At 43.5% G+C, this 20858-nt stretch carries 14 protein-coding genes; 5 read left to right on the top strand and 9 right to left on the bottom strand.

Going from position 1 to position 20858, the window contains the following annotated elements; translation table 11 throughout:
- Positions 1 to 6: 6 nt before the first annotated feature.
- The 6 genes from B2746_RS16435 to B2746_RS16460 form a co-directional block, all read right to left on the bottom strand.
- Positions 7 to 1086 (bottom strand): NAD(P)/FAD-dependent oxidoreductase, encoded by a 1080-nt coding sequence (locus B2746_RS16435; protein WP_290796090.1) that lies wholly within the window; start codon positions 1084 to 1086, stop codon positions 7 to 9.
- A gap of 5 nt (positions 1087 to 1091) precedes the next feature.
- A complete protein-coding gene (locus B2746_RS16440) occupies positions 1092 to 7139 on the bottom strand; it encodes an alpha-2-macroglobulin family protein (RefSeq protein ID WP_290796092.1) in 6048 nt (2015 codons plus the stop codon).
- A gap of 331 nt (positions 7140 to 7470) precedes the next feature.
- Complete coding sequence (gene sucD / locus B2746_RS16445) at positions 7471 to 8343, bottom strand: succinate--CoA ligase subunit alpha (protein WP_290796094.1); 873 nt, start codon at positions 8341 to 8343, stop codon at positions 7471 to 7473.
- Between the two features lie 74 nt (positions 8344 to 8417).
- On the bottom strand, positions 8418 to 9227 hold the full coding sequence (locus tag B2746_RS16450; protein ID WP_290796097.1) for an ABC transporter ATP-binding protein: 810 nt from the start codon (positions 9225 to 9227) through the stop codon (positions 8418 to 8420).
- A 1-nt stretch (position 9228) separates the two neighbouring features.
- Positions 9229 to 9966: an MlaE family ABC transporter permease gene (locus B2746_RS16455; protein WP_290796099.1), complete on the bottom strand. Its 738-nt coding sequence runs from the start codon at positions 9964 to 9966 to the stop codon at positions 9229 to 9231.
- Between the two features lie 24 nt (positions 9967 to 9990).
- Positions 9991 to 12336 (bottom strand): NADP-dependent malic enzyme, encoded by a 2346-nt coding sequence (locus B2746_RS16460; protein ID WP_290796101.1) that lies wholly within the window; start codon positions 12334 to 12336, stop codon positions 9991 to 9993.
- A gap of 107 nt (positions 12337 to 12443) precedes the next feature.
- Here B2746_RS16460 and B2746_RS16465 point away from each other — a divergent pair, with 107 nt between their 5' ends.
- Genes B2746_RS16465 through B2746_RS16480 form a run of 4 tightly spaced genes read left to right on the top strand, consistent with a single transcriptional unit; the run spans position 12444 to position 15247 of the window.
- Positions 12444 to 13274, top strand: a complete 831-nt coding sequence (locus tag B2746_RS16465) for an ATP-binding cassette domain-containing protein (protein ID WP_290796102.1) — start codon at positions 12444 to 12446, stop codon at positions 13272 to 13274.
- Between the two features lie 24 nt (positions 13275 to 13298).
- Positions 13299 to 14108, top strand: a complete 810-nt coding sequence (locus B2746_RS16470; protein ID WP_290796104.1) for a hypothetical protein — start codon at positions 13299 to 13301, stop codon at positions 14106 to 14108.
- Between the two features lie 25 nt (positions 14109 to 14133).
- On the top strand, positions 14134 to 14511 hold the full coding sequence (locus B2746_RS16475; protein WP_290796105.1) for a GntR family transcriptional regulator: 378 nt from the start codon (positions 14134 to 14136) through the stop codon (positions 14509 to 14511).
- A 10-nt stretch (positions 14512 to 14521) separates the two neighbouring features.
- Positions 14522 to 15247 carry a hypothetical protein gene (locus B2746_RS16480; protein ID WP_290796107.1) on the top strand — a complete coding sequence of 242 codons (726 nt, stop codon included), beginning with the start codon at positions 14522 to 14524 and terminating at the stop codon, positions 15245 to 15247.
- Here B2746_RS16480 and B2746_RS16485 read toward each other — a convergent pair whose 3' ends face one another.
- The 3 genes from B2746_RS16485 to deoC form a co-directional block, all read right to left on the bottom strand.
- Positions 15248 to 16450, bottom strand: a complete 1203-nt coding sequence (locus B2746_RS16485; RefSeq protein ID WP_290796110.1) for a M20 metallopeptidase family protein — start codon at positions 16448 to 16450, stop codon at positions 15248 to 15250.
- A 62-nt stretch (positions 16451 to 16512) separates the two neighbouring features.
- On the bottom strand, positions 16513 to 16941 hold the full coding sequence (locus B2746_RS16490; protein WP_290796112.1) for an SPOR domain-containing protein: 429 nt from the start codon (positions 16939 to 16941) through the stop codon (positions 16513 to 16515).
- Between the two features lie 62 nt (positions 16942 to 17003).
- Positions 17004 to 17681: a deoxyribose-phosphate aldolase gene (deoC, locus tag B2746_RS16495; RefSeq protein ID WP_290796114.1), complete on the bottom strand. Its 678-nt coding sequence runs from the start codon at positions 17679 to 17681 to the stop codon at positions 17004 to 17006.
- Positions 17682 to 17772: 91 nt separating this feature from the next.
- Here deoC and B2746_RS16500 point away from each other — a divergent pair, with 91 nt between their 5' ends.
- Positions 17773 to 20850, top strand: coding sequence for an amidohydrolase family protein (locus tag B2746_RS16500; RefSeq protein WP_290796116.1), 3078 nt, complete (start codon positions 17773 to 17775; stop codon positions 20848 to 20850).
- Positions 20851 to 20858 lie beyond the last annotated feature (8 nt).

The following is a 20858-nucleotide window of genomic DNA, read 5'->3' on the forward strand; positions in this document are numbered from 1 at the left end:
GCAAAGTTAGGGCCTGAGCAGTCTCGAAAATCGATTGATATGCGCTTCCGGCAGAATCGGACTTCCATCCACAATTGACTTCGCCAGTTGCTGACCGAAATAAGGCGCCAGTGAACATCCCTTGGTGCCAGTTCCGTTTAATATTCCGATGGATGGATAGTGTGGATGCATGCCGGCGAATGGCCGGCGTTCCATATTTGCCGGACGCACACCCGCCCAATGATATAAGGTTTTGAATGGCAGTTTAATCCAGTTGCGAACCAGTTGCTCTGTTCGTTCCCTGAATTCTTGGGTGGGTTCTTCCGTAATAAAATCATTTTCGTAAGTTGAACCTGCCCAGAAAAAAGTGGGGTTCTGCTCCCCATTAATAGTTGGATAAGGCACTATACTGATCCCTTTTTTATAAATATGGCCGGATGGTAATCCGGGGATCTCCAGCAACAAAGCCTGCCCCTTATTGGGCGCGAAAGGAAGCCGGTTAAAATAAGGAAGCTGCATTCCCTGTATGCCATCGCAATAGATGATGCGATCCGCCCGGATATCCCGGTATTGAATGGAGTTTTCGGAATGAATAAGTTCAGTCGGCTCAAATCGCTCCAGGATCAATCGGTTTTGGTGGAGTAATTCCTCCTTCCAGCGACCTAACAAAAGATTCAGGTTAATGAGTAAGGCTGGTTGAATGCTGCCAATTCCATACGGACTTTCCATCAGCGTTTTCCAATGGTCCAAGTCATCCGGAACCTGCAGGTATTCGCCAAATTCCGGCAACCTTGCATCGAAGGCTTCCTTCATTTGTAAACTCGGGAAACTATGCAGGATGCGGGTGGATTGAATACATTCAATTCCCAAACTATTGCCCAGTTTTGTGTAGGCGTCCAAAGCAAATGGCAACAATGTTTCAATCATCCAGGTTTTTGCCAGAATGCGTCCGGTTACCGGATTTATAACACCTGATGCGATGCGGGAGGCGCTGGTCGTTTTCCCTTCATCAATCAGCAAAAAATCATGTTTATGTTGGGTTAACCACCAGCTCAGCCAGGTTCCGCAAAGTCCCTGTCCAATGATCAGGGTATTCGTATGCCGCATCCGTTTTAATTTGCTTCTATGTTTAATTTAATGCCTTCCGTATGGCTCGTAAATTCCGGAGCATACATGCATTGAATACTGCTGATCCCATTACTAAATGTTCCTGCATGCGAAACAAACAGTGAATATTCCATAACATGCGTTCCTTTTGGAAGATACTGAATGAAGAAATTAGTACTTGCATCACGGGTGCTTTCATAATAACCCAGTGATCCTTTCCAACGATATCCACTTAGTACATTTGTTGGTTCCAATGAAGATGCCCGCATATCTTTCACATGCACATATTCCATTGGACGATCTGTTTTGATTTCGAGCCGTACCACCAGTTTATCGCCCACTTTTAAAAAGCTTCCATCCTGTATGGCTTCCAAAACGGGACCTTTATCAGTCAGTTTTTCAACCAATACCTGTTTGTTGATAGAAAGTGGTCCTTTTGCAGCAGTGATATTTTCCAGATTATCAAAATACTGCCAGTAGATGGCACCCCATACAGGAGCGTTGGCTTTTGGCGCCTGAGCCTGTTCCACATTTATTTTTATTTGTCCCATTTCCGGAAAAACTGCCGTGCCCGGAATGATCTTTTGGTAATATCCGGTACCGGCTTCCTCTTTTGCGCCAGTAATAGTAGTTACTCCTCCCAGCTTTACACTGATTTTTGGTTGTGCTTCCAACCAGTTATCACCTTGCAATAACAGTGCATAACAGGCGTCTGCCGTTGCTTTGGTACTGCTCCAGCGATTGGTTTGTTTATTCAGCAATAACCAGGCTTTTAATGCATTTACAGTGGTGGCCGGTTGCTTTAATTCCTGAAATAACTCAATCAATAAAGCCTGCGTTTCAATCGGCGCTTCCTGCCAGTAATAACCTGCTGTATTGGCTTTCCAATACATGCCTTTGTCTTCGGTTTTAATGGCTGTTTGCTGCAACGATTTCAGGATATTGGAGGCCGTTTGTTTGTCTCCGGTTCTGTGCAATGCCAGCGCAATCATTGCTTTTGAAAACAGGTTTCCTTTTATCCAAAGTGACTGAATTTCCTTTCTGTAATGATTGGCAGCCAGAACATATTCACCTGATAACCCAACACTGCTGTAAAAACTGCGCATATAATGATATTGCACCGCAAAATAATTCAGGTAAGTGGGTTCTTTGGCTCCCTTATCGCGTTTCTTATAATCTTCCAGGATACGCTGATCGGAATAAGCGAGTCCGGGTGTTACAATAGGTGCAAAAATTCCATAGTCTGCTCCAATAATTCCCAGCTTTTGTAAATGCCCGATTCCGGTTAGAATATACTGCGTAATATACCGATCATCCGGTCCGCCTTTGAACCAGCTGAAGCCGCCATTGGAACTCTGCATTTCTTTTAGTTTGGCAATCATTTTACCTGACTCCAGGCTAAGTTTTCCGGCATCAAAGAGCAGTAGCAGGCGTTTCTTTTGTTCTGCTTCTGATTTTGCTTCCAGCACCCAGGGGGTTTCTTCCAGCAATACCTGTTTCAACTGCTCATTTTTCTGCAGATTGCTCAATAAGGCACTGGTATCTTTTTGCTGCCATTCTTCCAGCACTTTTTTGATGCGGGGAGCAGATTTCAATAAATGATCGGCGATCAGATAACCATATAAACGATTAAAACTTTGCTCTGCACACTCATAAGGATAATCAGTCAGATAAGGAAGCGACTGAATGGCATACCAGGCCGGATTAGAAGAAAACTCAACCGTCAGGGATTGATTGCTGAGCGTTTCGCTTTCCTTACTGTTGATCAATTTTATTAGTGGAATTTCCTTACTGGATGAACCGTTGATAAAGAAGGGAACTGCTTCGGTTACCAGTTGTCGATTGCTTAATACAGGAAGTGTAGAAGATTCTCCATCGGTTTTATCACCCACCCGGGCAATGATTTTCCAGGTAAGGGCCCGGTCAAATAAGAAGGGGACTTCCACCGGGAATTTCACCAGCTCACTCGATTTTGGTCCAACTGTGAAATATTGATTGGGGAAGAAATTGCGGAACCAGCCATCCACCGGTTGATTGGTGGTAGCATCAATCAGTTGCAATTCTGCTTGTCCGGTTACTTCTTTGTCTGTTAGGTTTACCACTTTGGAGGTGATTTCCATTTTATCACCCTCCCGCAGAAAACGTGGCATATTAGGTTGTACCATCAGGTCTTTCTGCGTTACTATACTTTGTTGCAGGTAACCCATTGCCAGCGATTTGGTATGTGCAAACAACTGCCATTTCCAGGTGGTTACCGATTCGGGCATGGTGAAACTAAAACTGAATTGTCCGTTGGAATCTGCTGATAATTGCGGAAAGAAAAATGCTGTTTCATTGAAATTGGTGCGGATGGCGGGGGGAGCTGTTGCGGGTGGGGGAGGGGGAACGGCAGATGTATTATCACCTATAATATTTAATTCCTCCGCTTTTACTGTAGCAACTGAACCTGTTATTTCTTTTTTTACAGAAGTGGCATAAGCTGTTACAACCACTTCATCCATTTCGCCTTCCTGTTTTTCTCTTGCACTTAGTGTTGCATGACCTCTAATTTTAATTCCCGGTGCCATCATCCTTCTGCGCTCCGCAAATTCAAATCCTAACAATTCATCCATTCCTGCCCATTTCAATTCCTTTTTTTCTACCGGAATCTGGTAATCAGCGCCACCCTGCGCTACAAAATTCGTGCGCCCGCTCCAATTACTCAATCGCTGCAAACTTGGCCATAGCCCCGGTTTATTCCAGTTATGCGCACCAAACTGATCCAGCGAAGCATCATACATCGATGTCAATAATTCCATTCCAAATTTTTCCGCTTCTTCTCCTGAAATGGATACCGTCCATTTTTCTTGTTGTCCGGGTTCCAGTTTGTCACGGTAGGTCTGCAGCTTAATCTTTAATTCCTTTTCTTCCATCGGCACCGCAAAATAACTCTCCTTCGTATACACCCGATTATTCCGAACAAATACATGTTGAACCTCAATCCCTCCTTTATCTGCTTCTCCAGCAAGTACAGGTATCAATACCCGCTCTTTATTCAGCTCAAACAACCGGTATTTTTCAGAAAAGGGGAGTTTAATATCACCGGACTGCCCTTTCCAGTTGATTCTTTTTTCTATTACGAAAAGATCAGTCGCTTCTGTTGCCAGTTCTATAGTGGTTTGCTCCCCTTGTTTCAGCAGTTGTTTTCCCTGTGTTCCTGAAAGGTAACCTGCTTCTGCCACCGATTTCCCGGTTGGATCAGTTAGGAATACAATGGACTTCGCTTCAATACTGTCTCCATTCGGATCCACTCCTTTGGCGATCAGTTGATACCATCCGGCAGCCCATTTTTTTCTGTCCAGTTGTACCATACCGCTGGAATCCGTTTGAATGGTTTTCTGCCATACTGCTTTGCCAGCCGGCCATGTTTGCGGATCGTCTTCGTTTTTATACAGATCATTCGGGAAATATTGACGATATTCTTTTTCAGTTAATACAAAAGTATCAGGCGTTTCCCAGTAGCGGGAGCGAAGCAGTCTACCCGGACTCTTTAAAGGAAGGATCTGCACAGCCAGCGTGGCTGTTTGTGGTTCACCCATCAGGTTGTTAGCTGCCAGCTTAATTTTCTTGAAATCAGTTGCCGCCAGTTTATCCTGCTCTGCACTTATATTAATTTCTACTGATTTATACGACACCGGTACCGAGCTGTTGGCTGATCGGGTCTCACCATTCAGATCAGTAATATCAATGGTTATTGCATATTCAAATACAGGATCTGTTTTGCGATCTATTGTTGCATCTGGAATAGCCGGAAAGGAAATACTGAAACTTCCATCTGCTTCTGTAGTTAACTGACCATGTGCAATTTCAGCTGTTTTATACCTCGGACGGAAACCATAACCAGATATTTTCCAGGGATAGAGATACCGGGTTCCTCTTGTTACCCTAAATGTACCGGTCGCGTTGCTAATGGCATTGCCAGCATAAGCGATTGCCTTTCCTTTAATGGTAACGGTATCGCCTAAACGAACGGTTGTTTTTAGTTTGTCCAGAGTTACTTCAAATCGTGGCCGCTTGTATTCTTCCACATTAAAGTAAGTGGATGAATGATACAACTCTTCCTGCAGGTAAAACTGTCCGGTTAATCCGCTGGAAGGCAAAGTGAATTTCCCTGCAACTGATCCAAATTCATTGGATATTACGACTATGGAATCTGTTTTTTCGTCATTGGCATTATAAAGATAAATCGATGTTTTTCTTCCTGTTAATAACTGAGGTAATTGTGTTTCCTTGTCCTTGCTGGTTAATACAGCTTTAAAATAAATAGTTTGTCCCGGGCGGTAGATGTTCCGGTCCAAAAAATAAAAAACTCTTGCATTCCGACGCTCGTATTCTGCTGCAGACGTATCCCGATCCCGCTGATTATAGGAATAAATATACTCCTGGTCATCAATACGCAGATAATCATCCCCGTGTTGAATGTCCAGTGAAAAACTGCCGTATTCATTTTTACCGGCTTTGCTGATCCGTACAAATCCTTTCTCATTTGCTTTCAGCTCGTCTGCTTTAATCCGATTATAGGTTCTGGTCTGGTAATCATAGGTTCGTTGAAAAAGTTGAATAGTTGCATTGGATAGAGGTTGTCCGGTATTTCTGTGTAAAACAAAATAATCCTTCTCCGAACTGATATAACTGATATTGGAAACCTGCAATTCAACCAAGCCGATATTGGATGATTCCAAAGCAAAAGAAGCATGATCGCTGGCTAGTAAAAAATAAGCGCCGATTGGAAGTGCATCAATTTTGATCTCGGTTGTATGACCTTTATAATCCTGCATCACCGGTAAGTATTGCTCCCAGGCTTTTACTGTCGGTGAACCAGCTAATAACGCGTAATTAGCCGAATCAAAATACCTTGATTGCTGTAATAACTGACTATGTTTTACGGGATCAATTTTTACCAGCCGGAGATAGATTTTTCCCAGGTTTTTCCAATTTACAATTGCCCGGAAAGGTTCACCGGGAATATTCACCCGCTCCGTCTGGATACCCAGAGCTGGTGCTTTAATATCCTGAATCAGATTGTAGGACTGAATGGCACCCGGACTGTTTTTTTGCTTATCAACCAATTCTTGTGCAATGGATAAGGCTTTTACAGGGTCTTCATTTTCATCCAACTCCCAACTGGCCAATAAATAAACCGCCTGATCAGCAGCTAAAGTTCCTGTATAATTTTTTCTGAATCCTTCCAACGCAGCAAGGTAAAGAGCTTCTGAACTTGCTGATTCTGCCTTGCTTTTCAAAAACTGAAACCGCTCCAGATCTGTTGCCGCAAGTTGTTCATTTTTATTGCCAGCTTTATAATAGCGTAGTAATTCCTGATATAATTTTAAACTTATCAGTCCCGGTGCTAAACTATCGGAGTCTGATATCATAAGTTTCGTAAAATTCGCCGCGTCTTTCCACAACTCTTGATTCTCCCAAAAGGATTGATCTGCCTGAACCGGTAATTCCACCGGATCAGCTTTAAAATAACCCAGTGCTTTCTGAAAAACCAATTCGTACATCGATGGACGGTAGTCGGTATTTTCACCTTTTTTGATTATTCCTTCAAAACTGGTTCGCGAACCTTCTTTTTTCAAGGAAGGCTCCTGCAAGGCTTCCAGATAAGCAGCAGTAATTGCACGGTGAAAATCCGCTGCAGTCCAGGTTTGAATATCTTCAGAAACGCCATCAGCCAATGGTGTACGCTCATAAATGGTCCATCGATTCCGGTCGTATTGTTTTTTATAATAATCAGCCAGCAATGTATTCAGCAAAGCGCGACTAATTCCTTTTTCTGAAGCAATTTCTTTTCGCAATAACCCCAGGGCAAGCGTATCGCTTTCATCAACCAAAACTTCCTGCAATTGAATCTGATAAAGAATTGCTTTGATCTGTTCACCTGCCGCCTGTTCTGCTTTAGCTTTGGTATAAAGCAATTTTACTTCTTTGAGAGCTGATTCATACAGGCCACGCTGGTTAACCAGTGAATCTATTTTTTTCCACCAGTTGCTATAATTGTTTGTTGGCATTTTTTGGGCGGATAAGGAATACGTGAAAAAAAATAACAACGTGCTTAGAACTAAGCGCATAATCTTCATTTTATTACAAGTTATAGAAAAGCATACAGACCATAGATGCAGGCAAATTCACTTTACACAGCAGCCAGCCTGAAAAACAATGATCTTAACAGAACCTTGATGAGTGATTAGTCCCCATCGTTGCAAAGGCAAATAAAAAAAGGCTGCCCTCCAGAGAGAGCAGCCCTATGTTGGAGTGAATGGGAGACTGCCTTGGAAGGGTACAGAAAGACAAAAGCGGTACAAATATTGCACCGCTTTTTAATATTTCCTAGTAGTTCTACTATTTTTTAATTACTTCAGCCATTTTTTTACCAATATCAGCCGGACTTTGTACGACGTGGATTCCACATTCGGCCATAATCTTCATTTTTGCCTCAGCTGTATCATCGGCTCCACCAATAATGGCTCCTGCATGCCCCATCCGGCGACCGGGAGGAGCTGTTTGTCCGGCTATAAAACCAACCACCGGTTTGGTGCCATTTTCTTTGATCCATTTGGCCGCTTCTGCCTCCATACTACCACCAATTTCTCCAATCATCACGATTCCCTCTGTCTCCGGGTCGTTCATCAGTAATTCAACCGCTTCTTTGGTTGGGGTTCCGATTATCGGATCACCACCGATTCCAATGGCAGTAGAAATTCCCAATCCGGCTTTAGCTACCTGATCAGCGGCTTCGTAGGTCAGCGTACCACTTTTTGAAACAATTCCGATTTTACCTGCTTTGAATACAAAACCGGGCATGATGCCCACTTTACATTCTCCTGCAGTAATAACACCCGGACAGTTCGGCCCAATCAGACGGGTTGCACGGCCCTGCAGGAAATTTTTGGCACGAACCATGTCCTGAACCGGAATTCCTTCAGTAATACATACAACCAATGCAATCCCAGCTTCAGCAGCTTCCATTATAGCATCGGCAGCAAATGCAGGTGGTACAAATATGATTGAAACATTGGCGCCGGTTGCTTTTACCGCATCAGCAACAGTATTGAAAACGGGACGATCGAGATGGGTTGATCCGCCTTTACCTGGTGTTACACCACCTACCACCTGGGTACCGTACTCGATCATTTGAGAGGCATGAAAGGTGCCCTCTGTACCTGTAAATCCCTGAACTATAATCTTTGATTGCTTATTAACTAAAACGCTCATATAGCTGTATTTTAATGATCGGTGGCAAAACTAAGGTATAATGCCCAGAAATAGAGGCTAATTCAAATGGAAAATTACTGGAGCAAATCATCCATATTTCGGTTATTATCAATCTTGCCCGTCTGTTCCAGCATCCGCATATCTTTGGCATCTTTTAGAAATTCAGAGGCAAAGATGAAATCATTAAGGCGCTGACTTTTGCTGAAAATAATCTCTTTATTGGTGCCTTCCCACTCTTTCTCTCCCTTATACATGTAAATAATTTTATCTCCGATTTCCATCACGGAGTTCATGTCGTGGGTATTTATAACTGTTGTTATATTAAATTCTAGTGTCAGCTCTTTAATCAGCTTGTCAATTACCAGTGAGGTTTGCGGATCCAATCCTGAATTCGGCTCATCACAGAAAAGATACTTGGGATTCAATACAATGGCCCGGGCAATTCCCACTCTTTTTTTCATTCCACCGCTTATCTCCGCAGGGAATTTTTTATTGGCATCTTTCAATTCAACCCGGTCCAGCACTTCATTAACCCGCTTTTTCTTTTCAGCCAGGGTCCAGTCGGTAAACATATCAAGGGGGAACTGCACATTCCTTTCAACAGTCAGGCTATCGAAGAGAGCAGACCCCTGAAATAACATACCTATCTTTTTTCTAATTTCCTTTCTTCCAAGAGTGTCCATATTGGTGAAGTCTTCACCGTCATAGAGAATGGATCCACTGTCTGGCCGAAACAGGCCCACCAGACATTTCATAAAAACGGTTTTACCACTTCCGCTAGAACCGATGATCAGGTTACATTTCCCATCATCCATTACGGCACTTACATCGTTGATTACGATCTTGTCGCCAAAACCTTTTTTGATATGTTGTACTTCAATCATATTACAATAGTATGGCTGCCAATACGTAATCGGCAAACAGAATTAATATACAGCTTACCACTACCGATTTGGTAGAAGCACGGCCAATTTCCAATGCCCCCCCTTCCACATAATACCCATAAAAAGCAGGAACACTGGAGATAATAAATGAAAATACATAGGCCTTTATCATGGCAAAGACCACATTGTAGGGAAGAAAGGAGTTTAATAATCCTTTATCATAATCTGTGGTGGATAATATCCCCGCTGCCTGTCCGGCTAATCGACCTCCCCAGATTCCCAATCCGGCTGATATCACTACCAGCATCGGAATTACAATCATTGCCGCTACAATTTTGGGAAGCACCAGATAGGTTTTGGTATTGATTCCCATGATTTCCAATGCATCGATCTGCTCACTAACCCGCATATTACCTAATTCACTTGCTATTTTGCTTCCTACAACACCTGCCAGTACAATACATACCAGGGTAGGAGCAAATTCCAACAATACCGTATCCCGTACAATCTGAGCAATGGAAGATTTTGGAATCAACGGACTCACCAATTGGTAAGCTGTTTGTAAGGTAGACACTGCTCCCATAAATATGGAAATGATAACCACAATGCCTAAGGATCCTATACCGATATCATTACACTGGTGCATGAATTCCTTCCAATACACCTTGCGGTTCTCCGGTTTGGAAAACATATCCCTTAACATCAGAATGTACCGCCCAAATTCATGGATAAATTTCATGCTAATAACCTGGTTGTTTAATTACTACAATTCCTTGCTTACCTTCTGGAAACGCTTCCACCACTTTGATTTGCGGACGATTTCTTCTGTCTGATTCCGGCTGCATTTCATCTGCGCGTCAATCACGGCCACCAATGCCATGTTAAATATACTGCGGACAGAACTACCTAACTGTAATACATGCACGGGTTTTTTCAATCCCAGCAAAATAGGCCCGATTGCATCCGCTCCACCTACTTCTTTAAGCAGGTTGTAGGCGATATTCCCCGATGCAAGATTTGGGAAAATCAGGGTATTCACATCCTTATCCACCAATTCACTGAATGGGTAATTATCTTTCAGTATTTCTTTATTAAACGCAAGTATACCCTGCATTTCACCATCTACAATCAAAGAAGGATTCCTTTCTTTTACCAGTTTGCGCGCCTTTGCAACTAATTGTGCCTCCGGTGATGCACTGCTGCCAAAATTGGAGTAACTCAGCATCGCAATTCTGGGGGTGAGGTTGAAATTCCGGACTTCCTTTGCTACCATCAGGGTAATCTCCGCCAGCTCTTCTGCAGTTGGATTGAAGTTTACCGTCGTATCTGCCATGAAAATGGGTCCTTTTTTCGTCAGCAACAGATACATCCCGGCTATCTTATTCACGCTTTCTTCTGTACCGATCACCTGCAAAGCCGGACGTATGGTTTCATCATAATTCCTGGTCAGTCCGGATATCATCGCATCCGCATCGCCGGTTTCCACCATCATGCAACCAAAGTAGTTCCGGTCTCGCATGATTTTATATGACTCGTATTTATTCAAGCCTTTGCGTTGTCTTTTTTGGAAGAGCAACTGCCCATATTCACGCCTTTTTTCTTCCTGGTCATCACTACGCGGATCAATTATCGGAATCCCATCCAGCTCAATTTGATTGGCTTCTGCAATCCGCTTTATTTTTTCTTCATTCCCCAGCAAAATCGGATAAGCTACTCCTTCCTCATAAACTATGGAAGCGGCTTTCAGAATTTTCAGATTATCCGCTTCTGCAAATACCAGTCGTTTCGGATCTCTTCTTGCTTTACTGCCAAGCACCCGCATTAATTGATTGTCGATACCCAGTCGGTTATTCAGCTCTTCCTCATATGCATCCCACTTGGTTATTGTGGTGGTAGCCACACCACTCTCAATGGCTGCTTTGGCTACTGCCGGTGCTATACATGCCAGCAGACGGGGATCCAGCGGTTTTGGTATGATATAATTTGGGCCAAAAACAATATTTTTTTCGTTGTATGCCAGATTCACAATATCCGGAACCGGACTTTTTGCCAGATCTGCCAACGCATGCACTGCCGCCAGTTTCATGGCTTCATTAATGGAAGTTGCCCGAACATCCAAAGCTCCCCGAAAAATGAACGGAAATCCCAATACATTATTTACCTGATTGGGATAATCACTTCTTCCTGTAGCCATTATCAGATCCTTGCGCGCAGCTATTCCTTTATCATACGTGATTTCAGGATCCGGATTGGCCATTGCAAATACAATGGGATTTTTTCCCATGCTCTGCACCATCTCTGTGGTGATAACATTTCCAACACTCAGTCCCAAAAACACATCGGCATCCTTCATGGCTTTGCTTAGGTTCCAGTCGGCAGATTTTACTGCGAAAGGAGCTTTGTCTTCCCCCAGATCAGTACGACCGGCATGCAATACCCCATCCTTATCAAACAAAATGAAATTTTCGTAACGGGCACCCAGGGATACATATAATTTCACACAGGCCATGGCCGCAGCACCTGCACCGTTTACAACAAAGCGGACCTTTTCAATTTTTTTCTTCTGCAATTCCAGTGCATTCAACAAGGCTGCTGAACTGATGATGGCCGTTCCATGCTGATCATCGTGCATTACCGGAATTTTCATCCGTTTTTTCAACTCCTTCTCTATATAGAAACATTCGGGTGCCTTGATATCCTCCAGATTGATGCCTCCAAATGTGGGCTCCAGGGCCTGAACGATTTCAACAAATTTCACCGGATCCTTTTCATTAATCTCAATATCAAATACATCGATATCAGCAAAAATCTTGAATAGTACACCCTTTCCTTCCATCACCGGTTTGCTGGCCTCCGGGCCAATATCCCCCAACCCTAATACTGCTGTACCATTGGTTATTACGCCAACCAGATTTCCTTTGGCTGTATACTTATAAACATTCTCTCTGTTTGCTTCAATTTCTTTACAGGGCTCGGCCACACCCGGACTATAAGCCAGCGATAAATCCCGCTGGGTCTTGGCTTCCTTGGTGGGAATCACTTCAATTTTCCCGGGCCTTCCTTTCGCGTGGTACTCAAGGGCCTGGGAACGACGGGTTTCTTTACTCATACGGGTGCAAAATACGAAATGGGAATTTTGTAAAAAGATTTGGTGATAAAAGAAAAGCTTCTATATTTGTACTGTACTAGTATGGTAGTACACTAAAACAATAAGCAATGATATCCATCCAGAACATTCATTTCAAATACGGAGGCAAGCCGGTATTCAAAGGACTTTCTCTGGATTTGCAACCCGGACATATATACGGCTTGCTGGGAAAAAACGGTACAGGTAAGTCAACTTTACTCCGATTAATCAGCGGATTGCTTTTTCCGAAAGAAGGAAAACTCAATGTATTGGGGTTTGAACCAGGAAAGCGATCCCCTGCTTTTTTGCAACAGGTTTTTCTGGTGCCGGAAGAATTTTACCTGCCTAATATTTCCATAGGGCAGTTCATTCAGGCCAACGCGGGTTTTTATCCCAATTTCAGCCGGGAGCAGTTCAGGCAATACCTTTTGGAGTTTTCCATACCGGAAGGCCAGCATCTCCAGGAAATGAGTTATGGACAAAAAAAGAAATTACTGATCAGTTTTGGGCTGGCCTGCAATACGCCGATTCTACTGATGGATGAACCGACCAACGGTCTGGATATCGTTAGTAAGAGTCAGTTCAGAAAAGTAATGGCAGGATCGGTCAGCAATGAAAAATGTATCCTTATTTCCACCCACCAGGTAAAAGATCTGGAAAACCTGATCGACCGGATTACCATTATTGATGAAGGCGGCATTTTGTTTGATCAGACAATCGGACGGATTACCGACCGGCTTCATTTTAAAATTTCCTTCGACAGTGAAGAAGTGCGGGCAGCATTATATAAAGAAACATCCCTGAAAGGCAGTGCCATCATCCTGATCAATGAAGCAGGAGAGGAGGGCCGGTTGGATCTTGAAATGTTGTACAAAGCCATCATCACCAATAAAGAGGCCGTTCAACGGGCATTCAAATAATCAATCACCTTTTATCCAACTGATATGAATAGCAATTTTAGTTTTGAACGTTTGTTCGGATTGATCCGCAAACAATGGATTGAAAACAGCCGGTTTTATTTGCTGGGCTCGCTTGCCTTATTTGGCCTGATGGCCATCTGTATGATCATTTTTTGGGTACTGATGGATGGTGATAATTACAGTGAATCGTTTGCTTATAATTTATATATCATCGGATTGATATTAACCGGAACGATTTATGGAAGCATCAGCTTTTCCATATTGGGATCCAAAGAAAAAGGACAGTACTGGTTGAGTTTTCCTGCCAGCCACTCAGAGAAATTGGTTACTTCCATTTTTTACAATGTGATCCTGTTCTTCATCGTATACACGCTTTCTTTTTTGGTCGTAAAATGGGGCTGTCAAACCTATATTGAAAGTTATATCCGTACGCATAAATGGGCCAGTATCCGACCAATGAATTGGGAAGATGGCTTTGGCGAAGTTTTCTACTATATCATCTGGGGGTACTTCTGTCTGCAGGCTTTATTTATGTTGGGATCTGTATACTTCAGGCAATACGCATTTATTAAAACGGCCATTTTTGTTTCGATCATTGCAGGCATACTTACATTTTTTATCGCAAAGATTTCCATGAATATGTTCCAGGGCCATGGGTTTTTCTGGAACGGTCTGGAGTTAAGGGAGCATCATGTGCCGGATAATTATGGAATTTATAAATCATATTCCCTGGGTACAACATTATCGAAAGTATTGGGTTACCTGCTCACCTATTGCTGGATTCCTGTTTTTTGGCTGGTTACCTGGTACCGCTTAAAAGAAAAGGAACTATAACGTATAACTGTAAACGAATCAATATATGCAATTCAATAATACCGGCCAGGCCATCTATCTCCAGATCGTAGACTATGTTTGCGAGCGGGTACTCCTGGGTGAGTTTCGGCCAGAAGATAAACTTCCCAGTGTTCGGGAAATGGCAGTTCAGTTGGAGGTGAATCCCAACACGGTGATGCGGGCCTATGAATTCCTCAAGCAGCAGCAGATCATTCACGATAAAAGAGGCATAGGATATTTCATCAGTGAAGAAGCCAAATCGGCGGCCCTTGCTTATCGCAAACAGGAATTTACAGAATCAGAGTTGCCCGCATTTTTCAGGGTACTCTTCATGCTAGGAATGGAGCCGCAGGATCTCCTGCCCGCATTCGAATCATTCAAAAACAAATACGTAAGAGCTTAAATCGTTTCAGATGAAAACAAGTAATAAAATCTTATTGGGCATGGTGGTTTTTCTGGTACTGATTCCGGCATCCATCCTGGTAGCACTTTCCATTAAAGTTAAAAATGGAGATTACACAATTAAGATGAGCGAATGGGAGCAACTGGCCCGTACCGCCAAACCAATAACCAATACCGGCTTTATGAAAATCGCTACCCCTGCAACTACAAAGCTGGAATGCACCATCCGTTATTCAGACAGCATCTATTACCGGAAGCATGGTTCTAATCATGATAGTCTGCAGGTGGAAAAATCCGGAGACACCTTATATTTCACCGTTATTTCAAGAGATCCCAAATCTGAAGGAACGGATAAGCATGAAATGTTTTTGGATATTTTCATGCCCTTCAAAGGTTTGCTGATGCTGGATGGTGCCGGGGTAACACTTGATTCCGTTGCAGCAGATGCAGCCATCACAGTTGATATGACCAATAACAGCACGTTGAATCTGGGGCAGTCCAATCCGGATAATAAGAAAATAATAAAGTTTTCTTCGCTCTTTGTAAAAGGCGATCAATCTAAACTGGTATTGACAGATAATACAAGTATTGACAGTGTCTCAATCAATTTAAATGGTAACTCCAATTTGTATTTTGGAAAAGAACTTTCTCTCGGATCAATTTCCGGTGCAATTTCCGCTGGTACCGAAGTGAATGGTGCCGCCAAATGGATTTATCAGTTGAAGCCGATGCCCTGATCAGGGTTGAACCAGCGCACCAAATGCAGCCATCATACCAATGCCTGTTTCTATAGCGCTTTCATCAATATTGAACGTGGGAGTATGTACGCCGGATACAATTCCACGTTCTTTATTCATGACACCAATGCGATAAAAGCAGCCGGGAATCTGTTGGGAATAATACCCAAAATCTTCTGCGCCCATCCGCAATTCAGTTTCTTCCACTTTCTCTATGCCCATTAAGTCAATTGCAAGAGCTTTTGCCTTTTCATGCAATGCCTCATTATTATATACTGTTGGATAACCCACATCAATATGTAAGTTTACTTCTGCTCCCATTGATTTAGCTGTGCCTTCCACAATGTTCCGGATAAGTTCATGTGCCTGAAAGCGCCAGCCTTCATCCATCGCGCGGAAGGTTCCCATCATCTTAACTTCACTGGGAATTACATTGGTGGTATGGCCGCCTTGTATGGAAGTAATAGACAAAACAGAAGGTTGATGCGGATCCCGGTTTCGGCTGATTACCTGTTGAAGTGCAACCACCATATGAGAAGCCACCAGTAAGGTATCTGTGGTAAGATTAGGCGCAGCTGCATGTCCGCCTTTCCCTTTTAGGGTGATATAAATTTCATCAGCACTGGCCATTACTTTTCCAGCTCGCAGGCTAACCTGTCCCACTGCTAATTGTGGATGCACATGTAAACCGAAAATGGCGGATGGTGCCGGATTTTTTAGTACGCCATCGCGAATCATATAACTGGCACCGCCCGGGTTTTTTTCTTCACCTGGCTGGAAAACCAATTTTATCGTACCGGTCCATTCTTCCTTTAATTCATGAAGGATTTTCGCAGCTCCCAGGAGACAGCTGGTATGCACATCATGGCCGCAGGCATGCATGATACCCGGACGGGTTGATTTATAAGGAACATCATTTTCTTCCAGAATCGGAAGGGCATCCATATCAGCTCTAAGTGCAATACAACGGCTTTCAGGAGCCCGACCCTCAATCAAACCTACAACACCCGTTGTCGCCATTACCGTAAAAGGAATTCCCAATTTAGTCAGGTGTTCCTGCACAAAGGCACTGGTCTCAAATTCCTGGTAACTTAATTCGGGATGTGCATGCAAATGTTGCCGAACCTTGATATAGTCCGCTGCATAATCCGCTGCCTTCTGTCTGATTTTATTTAGTAATGCCTGCTTCTCTCTTGAATCCATCCCACAAATATAAGCCCTCACTTCTCACTTCTCACTTCTCACTTCTCACTTCTTACTTCCTCTCACTCCTCATTGCTTCTATCCGGATTCACCTCCACTACATCATTAACTATATACACATTCTGTTTGAATTCGCGGGATAACTGTCGCTGGTAAGATTCCGCAGCCTTGCGATCTTCAAAATTTCCGACACGTAAACGGAAATAAGGGGACTGATAAAGTAGATAGGCTTTCAGCTCAGGAAAAAGGCGATATACGGTAGTTTTTGCCTGAATGGCGGCATTCCGGTCGGTGGTATTGATAACCTGGATGCGAAAGCCAGGTACATTGCGACGGGCTTCCCGGGTGGTTACTTCATTTATTTCTGTTTGTTTTTTAACGAGCATATCCAGGCGTGGGTCCTTTTTCACGATGATTGTGTCAGCTATCGGATTTGAATAACTGACCATTGATATCAAACAGGCGCTCAGTAAAAAAGTAAAGGGTTTCATATGAGTAAGCTAAAACAAATTCCTCGCCAATTATTGGGCTTAACAAATTTTTTAATCGGATACTAATACCCTGCGGCATCGCTACTGGCCGGTCCGCCTTCCACAATGGCAATACTGGCACTGCATCCCAGCCGGGTTGCTCCGGCAGCAATAAGAGAACTGGCAAATTCAAAATCCCGGATTCCGCCGGATGCTTTAATTTGCACCTGTTTGGGTAAATGGGAACGCATCAACTCTACAGCTTCCACAGAAGCCCCTTTTTCCGCATAACCGGTAGAAGTTTTCATAAAATCTATACCTAGTGGCCCCAGTTTTTCACAGCAGCTAATAATTTCTTCTCTGCTAAGGATGCCTGATTCAATTATCACTTTCAGAATCCGTCCCTTATTATGACATACTTCTACCAGCAGCGCAACTTCTTTTTGCAAATAGGTCCAGTCGTATTGCTTCAACGCAATCAGATTAATTACCATATCAATTTCCTGTGCCCCGTCTACAATCGCTAGAACAGCTTCTGCTACTTTTGCCTCCGTTGGCGAATAACCAAAGGGGAAACCTACCACAGTAGCCACTTTTACATGGGTTGGTGCCAGGATGCTGGCTGCCCTTTTTACAAAAGGAGCCGGTATGCAAACCGCGGGAAATCCATAGGCCACCGCTTCCGCACAAACTTTTTCAATCTCCTGTATAGTGGTGGTGGGCTTTAGAATTGTGTGATCTATAAAAGAAGCTATATTCATAATATGTTCCGACCGCTGATAAAAATCGGTAGTCGAAGTTATACCATTTACTTAAATTCGGTACTTCACACAAACGAAACAAGTAACACTCATGAGAAAGCTTTTTTTGCTGCCTGCCCGGCGCAGGGTGCCTGCATTGCTTGGTGCATTGCTGGCGGCAACCCTCAGTCAGGCACAACCGACTTTCCCGGTTAATGGCATTGCGGACGATAAGCCGTCCACCTACGCATTTACAAATGCAACCATCGTAGCACAATCGGGTTCTGTCTTATCCGCTGCCACCATGGTGGTAAAAGAGGGAAAAATTTTGGCCATCGGTACCAATGTAACAGTTCCTAAAGAAGCCATGGTAGTGGATTGTAAAGGGAAATTTATTTACCCTTCCTTTATCGACATCTACTCCGATTATGGAATGCCCCCACTGGCTCCGGTTCAACGTCGCTTTAATTTTGGTGCACCGGCTCAGTTAACCTCCAATCAGAAAGGTGCCTATGGCTGGAATCAGGCCATTCGTTCTGATGTGCAGGCTGTAACCCTTTTCTCCGCAGATGAAGAAAAAGCAAAAACGCTGAGAGATCAGGGATTTGGAACGGTGCTGACCCATGCAAAAGATGGGATTGCACGTGGAACCAGCACCCTGGTAACACTCGCAGATGATAAAGAAAATAAAACCATACTGAAGGAAAAAGTGGCTGCACATTATTCCTTTAGTAAAGGCTCTTCCACACAAACATATCCGAGTAGTTTGATGGGAACGATCGCGTTACTCAGGCAAAGTTTCCTGGACGCGCAATGGTATAAAAATAATGCTGCGAAAGAAGGACTGAATCTGAGTCTGCAGGCCTGGAATGAAAACCTTAGCCTGCCCCAGATCTTTGAAGCAAATGATAAATGGATGGCGCTACGTGCAGATAAAATTGGGGATGAATTTGGCGTTCAATATATCATTAAAGCTGGTGGAAATGAATACCAGCGTATTCAGGATATGGCAGACTCAAAAGCATCTTTTATTCTTTCGCTGAATTATCCGCAGGCAATGGATGTGGAAGATCCCAATGATGCCCGTTTTATTTCACTGGCAGATATGAAACATTGGGAAATGGCCCCGGCCAATGCTGCAGCTTTTGAGAAGGCATCCATTCCTTTTGCATTGACTTCCGCAGACCTGCGCGACGCAAAACAATTTATGGCCAATCTCCGTAAAGCCATTGAATTTGGATTGACAGAAAATAAAGCCCTGGATGCACTCACCAAAACACCGGCAACAATGTTGGGTGTATTTAATCAAGTTGGTAGCCTGGAACCAGGGAAGCTGGCGAATTTTATAATCACTAATGGTCCTGTATTTGCTGACAAAACAGTCATCCTTCAAAACTGGGTACAGGGAAAAAAACATGGAGTTAAAGAAGATAACTGGAACAGTACAAATGGTGAATACCAATTGGCCCTGGTTGGCGCCAAAGGAACGCAGAATTATTCACTGCTTGTTAAGCCTGGTGGCACTGCTTCCGTGATTCAGAAAGATACACTGACCGGTAAATTCAGCTTTGATGGCAAAATGATTAAACTCAGTTTCCCTGAATCCAAACAATCAAAGAAAACAATCCGGCTAAGTGGTGTAAGCCAGATCGATGGATGGCAGGGTACCGGTGAGGATGCTGATGGTGGCAAACTGTATTGGACCGCCAAACTTCAGAAAGAAACTCCTGCAGTTGACAGCACCAGGAAAAAAACAGCGCCGCAGCTGTCCGCAATTCCTTATCCGTTTAATGGATACGGATTTGAAACAAGTCCGGTTCAACAAACGCTGCTCATTCGCAATGCAACTGTCTGGACCAACGAAAAAGAAGGAAAATTGGAAGGTGCAGATGTATTGATCAAGGGGGGTAAAATTGCCGCAGTTGGTAAAGGACTGTCTGATGCCGGCGCAACTATTGTTGATGGTACTGGTAAACATATTACTGCAGGAATCATAGATGAACATTCCCATATTGCAGCAGCTTCCATTAATGAAGGCGGACAATCGGTTACTTCTGAAGTTCGTATTGCAGATAACCTGAATCCGGATGATATCAATATTTATCGCCAGTTAAGTGGCGGAGTTACGTCTTCCCATATTCTGCATGGTTCTGCCAATACAATAGGTGGACAAACGCAACTGATTAAGTTAAGATGGGGTGCCAATGCCGAAGGACTAAAATTCGCTAACTGGACACCACAAATCAAATTTGCGCTGGGTGAAAACGTAAAACGTTCCGGCTCCTCTGCAAACAATCGCTTCCCTGATTCAAGAATGGGAGTTGAAGAAGTTTTGATGGATGCGTTTACACGTGCCCGTGATTATGAAAAAGCTATTCAGGAAGCGTCTGTTGTTCCTAAAGGGAAAAAAGGCGCAGTTGCCAATCCCTGGTCAACTGTTCGTCGTGATCTTGAATTGGATGCGCTGGTGGAAATTCTAAATAAGAAACGATTCATTACCTGCCATTCCTATGTGCAAAGCGAAATTACAGCAGCCATCCGGGTAGGAGATAAGTTTGGATTCACCTTCAATACATTTACACATATACTGGAAGGTTATAAAGTGGCAGATAAAATGAAAGCACATGGCTCTAATGCCTCCACTTTCTCCGATTGGTGGAATTACAAAATGGAAGTAATAGATGCCATTCCGCAGAATGCTTCCATCATGCATGAAGTTGGATTAAATGTTGCCATCAACAGCGATGATGCTGAAATGGCACGCCGCCTTAATCAGGAAGCTGCTAAAAGCGTAAAATACGGCGGCATGAGTGAAGAAGATGCCCTGAAAATGGTAACCCTGAATCCGGCCAAAATGTTGCATGTGGAAGATCGTGTGGGCAGTATCAAAGTGGGCAAGGATGCAGATATCGTTGTTTGGACAGATCACCCGCTAAGTATCTATGCGAAGGCTGAAAAAACCATTGTGGATGGCATTGTTTATTTCGATCGCCAGAAAGATCAGGAATTGAGAAATAAAATAACAGCAGAAAGAAATCGCCTGGTTCAGAAAATGATTGGCGAGAAAAAATCCGGTTCGCCAATGGCTCCGGCCAGGGCAAGCATGGAAATCATGCATACCTGCAGTGATCATGCACACAGCCATGGATTACTTGTTGTGGATGCTGATGAGATCAACGCTAATCAATAAAGAGATCA

It is taken from the genome of Flavihumibacter sp. UBA7668 (assembly GCF_002483205.1).
Classification (GTDB): domain Bacteria; phylum Bacteroidota; class Bacteroidia; order Chitinophagales; family Chitinophagaceae; genus Flavihumibacter.